Consider the following 10,731-nt stretch of genomic DNA (forward strand, 5'->3'; position numbering starts at 1 on the left):
CCGCGGCCCGCATGGCCCCGGCCGACCCCACCCCCTGGCTGGCGCTGCTGATCCTGGCCCGCGCCACCGGCACCGACGAGGAACAGCTGCAGGCCTTCGACCAGGTGCGCGGCCGCCACCGCGACCACCACCACGCGCACCACCTCATGACCGCCTGCCTGGCCGAGCGCCAACAGGGCTACGCCGACGACCCGTTCCACGAGGTGTACGACTTCGCCACCTGGGCCGCCGAACAGGCCCCCGCCGACTCCCCGCTGGCCGTCCTGCCCGTGATCGCGCACACCGAGCGCTATCGCGTACTGGCCCTGGCCGGCGCCGAACCCGACGACCCGGCGAAGTCCCGCCACTGGGCCACCCGCCGCGCCCGGCAGGCCATGAAGGCCGCCTTCGACTGGTGGCTGGAATGGGGCGGAGGCCAGCACCACCCGCGCCACCGGATCGACCTCAACTTCCTGGCCCACGCCAAGGTCGCCGAGGGTCGCCCCGCCGAGGCCGCCCCCCTCTTCGAACGGATCGGCCCGTACGCCACCGACGCCCCGTGGAGCTATCCCGATCGCGACCCCGGGAAGGCCTTCCGGGCCGCCCGCCGCCTCGTGATCAACTCCTCGTAATCCGGCCCCCGTTCGGGCCGCCACCGCGTACGCTTCGCAGTCCCCCCCCGCACCCCCGCTCACCGAGCCCACCGAAAGGACGGCCCCGCCATGCCGACGGGCAGAAGCACCGAGATCAGCACGTTCAAAGGACAGGACCGGGCGTTGCGCGCCGACCGGATCGGGGTGGCAGGGCTCCTGCTGTCGGTGCTGGCCGCCAGCGCGCCCCTCATGGTCGTCGCGGGTGTCATGCCCACCACATACGCGGTGATGGGCATCGTCGGGCAGCCACTGCTGTTCGTGATCCTCGGTGTCGTCCTGGCCCTCTTCAGCGTCGGGTACGCGGAGATGAGCCGCCACGTCCACAACGCCGGTGCCTTCTACGCGTACATAGCCCGCGGCCTCGGCGGGACCGCGGGCGCCGGGGCCTCCTTCGTCGCCCTGGTCGCCTACAGCACCCTCCAGGTCGGCATCTTCGGCATCTTCGGCTTCGAGGTCTCCGGCCTCTTCGCCACCTACCTCGACACCGAACTCGCCTGGTGGATCCCGGCCTTGGCCGCCGTCGCCGTGGTCGGCGCGCTCGGCTGGCTGAAGATCGACCTCAACGCCAAGGTGCTCGGCGTCCTGCTGATCATCGAGGTCGCCCTCGTCGTCGTCTTCGACATCGCAGCCGTCGCCGACCCGGCCAAGGAGGGCCTGTCCCTCCACGCCTTCAACCCGGACACGCTCGCCGGCGCCGGCCTCGGCACCGCCCTGTGCTTCTGCATCGCCGCCTTCACCGGCTTCGAACAGGCCCCGGTGTACGCGGAGGAGACCAGCCGCCCCCAACTCGTCGTCTCCCGCGTGATGTTCCTGGCCATCGGCTTCGTCGCCTTCTTCTACACCCTCAGCTCCTGGGCGCTCACCGTCGCCGCCGGCCCCTCCGGAATCGTTCCCGCGGCCCAGAAGCAGAGCGCGGGCCTGCTGTTCTTCCTCACCGAGAGCCGGCTGGGCGGCGCCTTCACCGACCTGCTCCACATCCTGTTCGTCACCGGCATGTTCGCGGCGCTGCTCAGCTTCCACAACGTCGTCGCCCGCTACGCGTTCGCGATGGGCCGCGAGGGCCTGCTGCCCGCCGTCTTCTCCCGCACCAACCGCTCCAGCGGCGCCCCCGGCACGGGCTCCCTGCTCCAGACCACCGTCTCGCTGGTCCTCGTCCTGGCCTTCGCGCTCACCGACGACAAGCCCGTCGGCGACCCGACCGCGGCGGTGCTGCGGCTGTTCACCTGGATGGGCAACGTCGGCGCGCTCGGCGTCATCCTGCTGATGGCTGCCGCCTCGCTCGCCGTCATCGTCTTCTTCACCCGCCGCGGCGCCGCCCGCGTCCAGGCCTGGCGGCTCGTCTGCTCCGGGCTCTCGGGGCTCGCGCTGCTGGTCATCGCCTTCTACACGGTCAAGGACTTCGACGTCCTCGTCGGCGCGGGCCCCGGCTCCGCCCTCAGCTGGGCCCTGCCGGCCGTCATCGGCGCCGCCCTGGCCATCGGCCTCGTCTACGGCCTGGTGCTGCGCACCGTCAAGCCCGAGACCCACGCCCGCATCGGCCTGGGCAACGAGGCCTTCCAACTGGAGAGGGCCGCCACGGCACCTCCGGTGGGGAAGACCGCGTCGGCGTGACGGGCCCGCCCCGCCCGCCACCCGGCGGCGGGGCGGCCCGCTGCACCTACACCGTCCAGCGCCACTCCGCGACCTCCGGCAGGTCCGTGCCGTGCTCGCGGATCCACGCGTGGTGCCGGGTGCGGGTGTCCGCCATGGCCTGGCGCACGCCCACGGCCCGTACGCCCAGCCCCGGCACGCGGTCGATCACGTCCATGACGAGCCGGTAGCGGTCCAGGTCGTTGCGGACCACCATGTCGAACGGCGTGGTCGTCGTGCCCGACTCCTGGTAGCCCCGCACATGCAGGTGCGGGTGCCCGGCCCGCCGGTAGGCCAGCCGGTGGATCAGCCACGGATAGCCGTGGTACGCGAAGATCACCGGCCGGTCGCGGGTGAACAGCGCGTCGTACTCCCCGTCCGGCATCCCGTGCGGATGCAGGTCCCGCGGCATCAGCGCCGTCATGTCGACCACGTTGACCACCCGCACCCCCAGATCCGGCAGATGGTGCCGCAGCAGGTTGGCCGCGGCCAGCACCTCCTGCGTCGGCACGTCCCCGGCCGCGGCGAGTACGACATCGGGCTCGCGCCCGGTGTGCTCGCTGCCCGCCCACTCCCACGCCCCCGCGCCCCGCGCGCAGTGCGCCCGCGCGTCCTCCAGCGACAGCCAGTCGAAGCACGGCTGCTTGCCCGCGACCACCACGTTCACGTAGTCCCGGGAGTGCAGCACGTGCTCGGCCACCGACAGCAGGGTGTTGCTGTCCGGCGGCAGATAGACCCGTACGACCTCGGGGCTCTTGTTGAGCACATGGTCCACGAAACCGGGGTCCTGGTGCGAGAAGCCGTTGTGGTCCTGCCGCCACACATGCGAGGTCAGCAGGTAGTTGAGCGAGGCCAGCGGCCGCCGCCAGGGCAACTTCCGTGCGGTCTTCAGCCACTTGACGTGCTGGCTGGCCATCGAGTCGACGATGTGCACGAACGCCTCGTAGCTGGCGAACAGACCGTGCCGCCCGGTCAGTAGATAGCCCTCCAGCCAGCCCTGGCACAGGTGTTCCGACAGCACCTCCATCACCCGGCCGTCCCGCGCCAGGTTCTCGTCCCCCTCGGCGAGCGCCTCCTGCCAGGCCTTGCCCGTCACCTCGTACAGCGCGTCCAGCCGGTTCGAGGCCGTCTCGTCGGGCCCGAAGACCCGGAAATCGCGGCGCTCGGCCGTCTCGGCCATCATCCGGGCGAGCAGGGCGCCCAGCACCCGCGTCGGCTCGTGCAGCCCCACCCCCGGCTTGCCGACGTGCACGGCGAAGTCCTCCAGCGGCGGCGCCGGCAGATCGCGCAGCAGCAGACCGCCGTTGGCGTGCGGGTTCGCGCCGAGCCGCGCCTCGCCCTCCGGCACACACGCCAGCACCTCCGCCACCGGCCGCCCGTCCCCGTCGAACAGCTCCTCGGGCCGGTACGAGCGCAGCCACCGCTCCAACTGCCGCAAGTGCTCGGGGTTTTCCCGCACCTGACCCAACGGCACCTGGTGCGAGCGCCATGTGCCCTCCACCGCCAGCCCGTCGACCTCCGCGGGCCCGGTCCAGCCCTTCGGCGTCCGCAGCACGATCACCGGCCAGCGCGGCCGCTCGGCCGCCCCCTCCTCGCGCGCGGCCCGCTGGATCCCGGCGATACGGTCCAGGGCGCGGTCCATGGCCACGGCCATCGCCCGGTGCACCAGCGGCGGCTGGTCGCCCGTCACCTGCAGGGGCTCGTAGCCGTATCCGCGCAGCAGATCGTCGAGTTCGGCCTCGGGCAGCCGGGCCAGCACGGTCGGGTTGGCGATCTTGTAGCCGTTGAGGTGCAGGATCGGCAGTACCGCCCCGTCGTGCACCGGATCGAGGAACTTGTTGGAGTGCCAGGACCCGGCCAGCGGACCGGTCTCCGCCTCCCCGTCTCCGATGACACAGGCCACCAGCAGCCCCGGGTTGTCCAGCGCGGCCCCGTACGCGTGCGCCAGCGAGTAGCCCAACTCGCCGCCCTCGTGGATCGAACCCGGCACGTCCGGGGACACATGGCTGGGAATCCCGCCGGGGAAGGAGAACTGGTGGAACAGCCGCGCCATCCCCGCGGCGTCCCGGCCCACATCCGGGTAGTTCTCCGAATAGCTGCCCTCCAGCCAGGAGTTGGCGACCACCGCGGGCCCGCCGTGCCCCGGCCCCCACACGCAGATCGCGTCGAGCCCCCTGGCCCTGATGACCCGGTTCAGATGCGTGTAGACGAGGTTGAGGCCGGGCGTCGTGCCCCAGTGGCCGAGCAGCCGCGGCTTGATCTGACGCGACGTCAAAGACTCCCGCAGCAGCGGGTTCTCCAGCAGGTAGATCTGCCCGGCGGACAGGTAGTTCGCGGCCCGCCAGTGCGCGTCCAGCGCCGACAGCTCCGTCTCGCCGGGGCCGGGGTGCTCGGTGGCCATCAGGCCCTCCTCGAACTCGGGGAACCGGGAACGCGGTACGTGCCCCACACGGGCGCCGCACCACGCGGACGGGGCCGCCGGAATGGATCCGGCGGCCCCGTCTCGGTCCGACTTGGCGCGTTGCGGCTAGTGCCTGTTGCCGCCCTTGAAGTTGTCGTTGCCCTTGTGACCGTTGCCCTTGTGGGCGCCGTAGCCCTCGCGCCCGGAGCCACCGCCGCTGACATTGGCGCACGTGTTGCCGAACGCGGGGTTCAGGGCGGCGATGACGTCGACCGTGTTGCCGCAGAGGTTGATCGGGATCGAGACCGGGGTCTGGATCGCGTTGCCGGAGAGGAAGCCGGGAGAACCGAGGACCGCAGCATTGGTGCCCTGGTCGCCGTTCCTCTCGTTGGAGTAGTACTTCTTGTGGTTCTCGCGGTGCTCGCGGTGCTCCCGCTGCTTGTGTTCCTTCTTGTGCGGCTTCCTGTGGATCGGCTCCTCGTAGCTCGGCTTCTCCTCGCCGCCGCCACCTCCGTAGCCGTTCTCGGCCACAGCGGCGCCCGCGCCGCCCACGATGAGAGCGCAGCTCGCGGCGGTCAGCGTGGCAGCCCTGGCGATTCGCTTCATCACCATTTTCCTTTCAGGTTGGGAATGGTGCTTATCCCCGTAGCTTCGATCCGGTCATCGATCACCGCATGGTCTCCCGATGAGGTCATCCGGGGCTGCGCCAATCATGGGCATGAGATCGGGAACCCGGCGCGCGGAGCTCTGCTATTCGGGGGGTGCTGACCGAGAAACCCGAGGAAAACGGCCTACAGATTCACCGTTACGCGTTCACCCGGCGTATGCCATGACGCCTTGTACGAAGACTTGTTGGTATTCCTGCCGACTAAATGATGGACCGTCCGGTCCGAATGGACGACGCCACGCACGGAGTAGCCGGGCGCGTCCCGCGAATGGCCGTGACATTTCTGCTTGGGTTCCGTCCGGGCCCGCGTAATGCTCCGTCACACGAAAGCGGGGAGGCCATGTCCGCTGAACCCTGGCTGCTGATGTACCACTCCGTCGCCGCCGGCACGGAGGACCCGTACCGCACCACCGTCACCCCCGACCGGCTGCGCCGCCAGCTGCGCTGGATGGAGCGGCGCGGCCTGCGCGGGGTCGGCGTCGGGGAGCTGCTGCGGGAACGGGCCGCCGGCCGCGCCGACCGGCTGGTCGGCCTCACCTTCGACGACGGCTACGCCGACTTCACCGAGAACGCCGTGCCGGTGCTGCATGAACGCGGCTTCACCGCGACCGTGTTCGTACTGCCCGGCCGCCTCGGCGGCGACAACGCCTGGGCGCGGCTCGGCCCCCGCAGGCCCCTGCTGACCACGGACGGCATCCGCGAGGCCGCCGCCGCGGGCATGGAGATCGGCTCCCACGGCCTGCGCCACGTCCCCCTGCCCGAGGCCGACGAGGTCCCGCTGCGCCAGGAGACGGCCCACAGCCGCGCACTCCTCGAGCGCATCACCGGCCACCCGGTAGAGGGCTACTGCTACCCGTACGGCGCCGTCGACGCCCGCGCCATCCGGGCCGTACGGGAGGCCGGCTACGCCTACGCCTGCGCCGTCGACCCCGGCCTGTTCACCGGCACGTACGCCCTGCCCCGGATCCGCGTCGGCGGCCGGGACGGCGCCCTCCGGCTGACCGCCAAACGCCTGCTCCACCCCGTACGCCGCCGGGCGCTCCCCGCGGAGGCGGACACTCCGCCGCTGAGCAGCGCCGTGGGGTGAGAAACGGCCGCGGGCCGGGGAGAACGCTCCCCGGCCCGCGGCCGTACGGTGTGTCCGAGGGGGGACTTGAACCCCCACGCCCGATAAAGGGCACTAGCACCTCAAGCTAGCGCGTCTGCCATTCCGCCACCCGGACAAGGTGTCCGCCGCCCGGCCCGGAGGCCGCCGCGACGTGGGAAACCATAGCAAACATCCGGCCGTGGCCGATCACCCGGGTGGGCGCTGCCGAGGCCCCGCGGAGGCGTCGTGACGGGGGCGTGACGGGCGTATTGCGGCCTTGGGCCGCGGGCCCGGGAGAGGGAGGATGGCCGTGGACACCCGCCGCGGAGCGGGGGCCGACCGGCCCGGCCGCGGCAGCGAACCACGAGGAGGCAGTGTGAGCGAGTCGAAGCCGGCCCGTACGGGAGAGGACGAGGTCGTCGACCTGTGCCGGGATCTGATCCGGATCGACACCAGCAACTACGGCGACCACTCGGGGCCCGGTGAACGGGCGGCGGCCGAGTACGTCGCCGAGAAGCTCGCCGAGGCGGGCCTCGAACCGAAGATCTTCGAGTCGCACCCCGGCCGGGCCTCGACCGTCGCCCGGATCGAGGGCGAGGACCCCTCCCGGCCCGCGCTGCTCATCCACGGCCACACCGACGTCGTACCGGCCAACGCCGACGACTGGACGCACCACCCGTTCTCCGGCGAGATCGCCGACGGCTGCGTCTGGGGCCGGGGCGCGGTCGACATGAAGGACATGGACGCGATGACGCTGGCGGTCGTGCGGGACCGGCTGCGCAGCGGCCGCAGGCCCCCGCGCGACATCGTGCTCGCCTTCCTCGCCGACGAGGAGGCCGGCGGCGTCTACGGCGCCCGGCACCTGGTCAACGAGCACCCCGAGCTCTTCGAGGGCGTGACCGAGGCCATCGGCGAGGTCGGCGGCTTCTCGTTCACCGTCAACGAGAACCTGCGGCTCTACCTGGTGGAGACCGCGCAGAAGGGCATGCACTGGATGCGGCTGATCGTGGACGGCACCGCCGGGCACGGTTCGATGACCAACAACGACAACGCGATCACCGAACTGTGCGAGGCGGTGGGCCGGTTGGGCCGCCACCCGTTCCCGGTCCGGGTCACCAAGACCGTGCGGTCCTTCCTGGACGAGCTGTCCGACGCGCTCGGCACCCCGCTCGACCCCGAGGACATGGAGGCGACGCTCGCGAAGCTCGGCGGCATCGCGAAGATCATCGGCGCCACCCTCCGCAACACCGCCGCCCCGACGATGCTGGGCGCCGGCTACAAGGTCAACGTCATCCCCGGCCAGGCCACCGCCCACGTCGACGGCCGCTTCCTGCCCGGCTACGAGGAGGAGTTCCTCGCCGACCTCGACCGGATCCTGGGCCCGCGGGTCAGGCGCGAGGACGTGCACGCGGACAAGGCGCTGGAGACCAGCTTCGACGGCTCGCTGGTCGAGGCGATGCAGTCCGCGCTGAGGGCCGAGGACCCCATCGCGCGCGCCGTGCCGTACTGCCTCTCCGGCGGTACGGACGCCAAGTCCTTCGACGACCTCGGCATCCGCTGCTTCGGCTTCGCCCCGCTCCAACTCCCGCCGGAGCTCGACTTCGCGGGGATGTTCCACGGAGTCGACGAGCGAGTCCCGGTCGACGGGCTGAAGTTCGGGGTCCGCGTGCTGGACCGCTTCCTCGACCAGTGTTGATTCCAGGGCAAGTTGTGTGCGGTCGCTGATCGGGTATTCGTACGTACCTCGCTGGAAAGAGTGAACGCCCGGATGGCCCCGTGGCCCGGTTCCCCCTTCCTCGTTACAGGCTGTGCGATCCCGCGCACGGGAGCGCTGTGCCAACGAGGAGGAAGAATGATCAGGAGGGTCGTCGCTGCTGCGGCTGCCACCGGCGGGCTCGTGCTCGCCGGCGCCGGTGTGGCCGTTGCCGACTCCGGGGCTCAGGGGGCTGCTGCCCAGTCACCTGGTGTCCTGTCGGGCAATGCCGTCCAGGTGCCGGTGCACGTGCCGGTCAACGCCTGCGGCAACACCGTCGACGTGATCACTCTGTTTGACCCCGCCTTCGGCAACACCTGCGTGAACGCGTGACGTTGAACCGCCGCCCGTGAGGGCGTGAGCCCGCGCGGGCCCGGATGCACGCCATGCATTCCGGGGCCGCGGGGACCGAGACGGCGGGCAGCGGCCCGCCGTGAACTTTCCGAAGGTACTAGGCAGCAGGGGAGCGGACCTATGCGACAGGTCGCGAAAAAGAGTTTGATCATGATTGCCGCCACGGGCGGTGTGCTCGCGGTGACGGGCGGCTTTGCGTACGCGGACGCGGGCGCGAACGGCGTGGCGGCGGACTCGCCGGGCCTTCTCTCGGGCAATGCGGTGCAGGTGCCGGTGAACGTGCCGGTGAACCTGTGCGGCAACACCGTCAATGTCGTCGGGTTGCTCAACCCGGCGATGGGCAACTCGTGTGCCCACGTTTCCAATGGCGGCTCGGGCAGCGGCGGTTCGAGCGCGGGTGGGGCCTCGACGGGCTCACCGGGCGTCGCCTCGGGCAACACCGTGCAGGTGCCGGTCAACGTGCCGGTCAACGCCTGCGGCAACACCGTCGACGTCATCGGCATCGCGAACCCGGCCGTCGCCAACGACTGTGCCAACGTCGACAACCCCAACCCGCCCGGGCGCCCGGGTGAGCCGGAGCAGCCGGGCAAGCCCGAGCAGCCGGGCAAGCCGGAGCAGCCGAGCAAGCCCGGCAAGCCCAGCAAGCCCGGGAAGCCGGCCAAGCCGTCGAAGCCGGGCAAGGAGAAGCCGGCGCCGGAGCACAAGCCGCAGACCGTGGTGGAGCCCCGGACCGAAGGCCAGCTCGCCACCACCGGCACCGACAGCGACATGCTGGGCGTCGCCGTCCCGGCGAGCGCCGCGCTGATGCTCGGCGGCGCAGTGCTCTACCGCCGCTCGCGGGCGGCCGCCCGGCGCTAGCCGGAGCGCCGTCCCCGGCCCGCGGGCCGGGCGGAACGCGGAGCGGGTCCCGTGTCACGGGGCCCGCTCCATCTTTTTCTTCCCACTCGCCTCACTCGTGGTCACCGGGGCGTGTCGGCAGGTGGCCGTCTCACCATGTGGCACGCAGTTGACGGATGATCCGGCGGCGCAGCCGCACCCTCCGGCTGCCGTCCGGGTACAGCCGCAGACGGTCCAATTCCCAGTGCCCGTACTCCGCGTGGTCGGTCAGCAGGCGCGTGGCGGCCTTGCGGGACACCCCGCGCGGCACGTACACGTCGCGAAATTCGTATTCCGGCATCGCATCTATTGTGCGGGCAGAGCCCTGGTACGGATAGCGTCTGCACTATGTCTGATGCTGCGCAGCCAACCGCTGCCGAGGTACGCGCCGCCGCCGAGGCGGTCAAAACCGCGCTGGACCGCCACCTCGACGCGGTCGAGCGCCGGTCGGGCGAGGACGACCCGGCCGTCTACGCCGCCTTCAACGAGCTGGCCGCGGCGGCCGAGGCGTACGACGAACTGCTCTACGACGCCTACGACGAAGTCACCCCCTTCGAGATCCCCGGCGACGGCACCATGCCCGCCTACACCGGGCCCGAGGAACCCAGCGCGCTCACCGTGCTGATCCGCCGGGACTACGCGGTGGCCAAGCCGCAGCGGCTGCTCGCCCAGGCGCAGCGGGTCGCCGACCTCGACCCCGATGTGGACCTCGCCGGCCACAACGGCGCCGCGAGCGCGGCCGGGGCCAGCGCCCACGCGGCCCTCGGCGTGCTGTTCGGGGAGTTCGAACCGGATGAAATCGCCTCCCGCCACAAGGAGTTCGGGCTGGAGGAGGGCGACTCCACGCTGTGGGTCGCGGCACTCGACGAACCGGCGGAACCGGGGGAGTGGCTGAGCGCGCCCTTCGACCAGGTCGACCCGCAGCAGGTGATCTGCCGCTTCGACATCAGCGCGGTCTTCGACGACGAGCTCGAGGACGAGGACGCGTTCGAAGAGGGCGAGATCGAGGAAGCGGAGGACGAGGAAGTCGTCGGGGACGAGGAAGTCGTCGGGGACGAGGAGAGCGTCGGGGACGACGAAGTCGTCGGGGACGAGGAAGCAGAGGACGAGGAGGGCGACGGGGACGGTGAGGCGGAGGCGCGCGACACCTCCGGGCGCTGAGGGGCCGCCCTCACGTTCCTCGCGACCCTTGCCGGTTCTTGCCGGTTCTTGCGGCGCCGTCGACTCGGGCTCGGCCCGGTCGACGGCGCCGCTGCGTGGCGCCGCTGCGTGGCGCCGCTGCGTGGCGCCGCTGCGTGGCGCCGCTGCGTGGCGCCGCTGCGTGGCGCCGCT

The 10,731-nt window shown here is 71.5% G+C and carries 9 protein-coding genes, 1 tRNA gene and 1 pseudogene; 7 read left to right on the forward strand and 4 right to left on the reverse strand.

Going from position 1 to position 10,731, the window contains the following annotated elements; translation table 11 throughout:
- Positions 1-611: pseudogene (locus AOK16_RS14320) on the forward strand (hypothetical protein); the annotation flags it as partial.
- A gap of 90 nt (positions 612-701) precedes the next feature.
- Complete coding sequence (locus tag AOK16_RS14325; protein ID WP_055472651.1) at positions 702-2,243, forward strand: APC family permease; 1,542 nt, start codon at positions 702-704, stop codon at positions 2,241-2,243.
- Positions 2,244-2,289: 46 nt separating this feature from the next.
- Here AOK16_RS14325 and AOK16_RS14330 read toward each other — a convergent pair whose 3' ends face one another.
- Positions 2,290-4,662, reverse strand: coding sequence for a phosphoketolase family protein (locus AOK16_RS14330; protein WP_055472657.1), 2,373 nt, complete (start codon positions 4,660-4,662; stop codon positions 2,290-2,292).
- A gap of 126 nt (positions 4,663-4,788) precedes the next feature.
- Positions 4,789-5,268: a chaplin gene (locus AOK16_RS29270; RefSeq protein ID WP_079101374.1), complete on the reverse strand. Its 480-nt coding sequence runs from the start codon at positions 5,266-5,268 to the stop codon at positions 4,789-4,791.
- Positions 5,269-5,669: 401 nt separating this feature from the next.
- On the opposite strand from AOK16_RS29270, the gene AOK16_RS14340 reads away from it, so the two are divergent.
- Positions 5,670-6,416, forward strand: a complete 747-nt coding sequence (locus tag AOK16_RS14340; RefSeq protein WP_240483563.1) for a polysaccharide deacetylase family protein — start codon at positions 5,670-5,672, stop codon at positions 6,414-6,416.
- 51 nt (positions 6,417-6,467) lie between these two features.
- Here AOK16_RS14340 and AOK16_RS14345 read toward each other — a convergent pair.
- A tRNA-Leu gene (locus AOK16_RS14345) sits at positions 6,468-6,552 on the reverse strand.
- Positions 6,553-6,792: 240 nt separating this feature from the next.
- Here AOK16_RS14345 and AOK16_RS14350 point away from each other — a divergent pair.
- The 3 genes from AOK16_RS14350 to AOK16_RS14360 all read left to right on the forward strand — a co-directional run bounded on the left by AOK16_RS14350 (position 6,793) and on the right by AOK16_RS14360 (position 9,381).
- Positions 6,793-8,112: a M20/M25/M40 family metallo-hydrolase gene (locus AOK16_RS14350; protein WP_055472652.1), complete on the forward strand. Its 1,320-nt coding sequence runs from the start codon at positions 6,793-6,795 to the stop codon at positions 8,110-8,112.
- Positions 8,113-8,268: 156 nt separating this feature from the next.
- A complete protein-coding gene (locus AOK16_RS14355; RefSeq protein WP_055472653.1) occupies positions 8,269-8,502 on the forward strand; it encodes a chaplin in 234 nt (77 codons plus the stop codon).
- Positions 8,503-8,643: 141 nt separating this feature from the next.
- Positions 8,644-9,381 (forward strand): chaplin, encoded by a 738-nt coding sequence (locus tag AOK16_RS14360; RefSeq protein WP_055472654.1) that lies wholly within the window; start codon positions 8,644-8,646, stop codon positions 9,379-9,381.
- Between the two features lie 130 nt (positions 9,382-9,511).
- Here AOK16_RS14360 and AOK16_RS14365 read toward each other — a convergent pair whose 3' ends face one another.
- Complete coding sequence (locus tag AOK16_RS14365; protein WP_055472655.1) at positions 9,512-9,700, reverse strand: DUF5703 family protein; 189 nt, start codon at positions 9,698-9,700, stop codon at positions 9,512-9,514.
- A gap of 47 nt (positions 9,701-9,747) precedes the next feature.
- Between AOK16_RS14365 and AOK16_RS14370 the strand changes: the two genes are divergently transcribed.
- Complete coding sequence (locus AOK16_RS14370; RefSeq protein WP_055472656.1) at positions 9,748-10,560, forward strand: hypothetical protein; 813 nt, start codon at positions 9,748-9,750, stop codon at positions 10,558-10,560.
- Positions 10,561-10,731 lie beyond the last annotated feature (171 nt).

It is taken from the genome of Streptomyces pathocidini (genome assembly GCF_001418495.1).
GTDB lineage: Bacteria > Actinomycetota > Actinomycetes > Streptomycetales > Streptomycetaceae > Streptomyces > Streptomyces pathocidini.

Bases quoted from the DNA above. Each gene is read 5' to 3' on its own strand.
- AOK16_RS14325 (WP_055472651.1), top strand. From the start codon at position 702: ATGCCGACGGGCAGAAGCACCGAGATCAGCACGTTCAAAGGACAGGAC.
- AOK16_RS14330 (WP_055472657.1), bottom strand. From the start codon at position 4,662: ATGGCCACCGAGCACCCCGGCCCCGGCGAGACGGAGCTGTCGGCGCTG.
- AOK16_RS29270 (WP_079101374.1), bottom strand. From the start codon at position 5,268: ATGAAGCGAATCGCCAGGGCTGCCACGCTGACCGCCGCGAGCTGCGCT.
- AOK16_RS14340 (WP_240483563.1), top strand. From the start codon at position 5,670: ATGTCCGCTGAACCCTGGCTGCTGATGTACCACTCCGTCGCCGCCGGC.
- AOK16_RS14355 (WP_055472653.1), top strand. From the start codon at position 8,269: ATGATCAGGAGGGTCGTCGCTGCTGCGGCTGCCACCGGCGGGCTCGTG.
- AOK16_RS14360 (WP_055472654.1), top strand. From the start codon at position 8,644: ATGCGACAGGTCGCGAAAAAGAGTTTGATCATGATTGCCGCCACGGGC.
- AOK16_RS14365 (WP_055472655.1), bottom strand. From the start codon at position 9,700: ATGCCGGAATACGAATTTCGCGACGTGTACGTGCCGCGCGGGGTGTCC.
- AOK16_RS14370 (WP_055472656.1), top strand. From the start codon at position 9,748: ATGTCTGATGCTGCGCAGCCAACCGCTGCCGAGGTACGCGCCGCCGCC.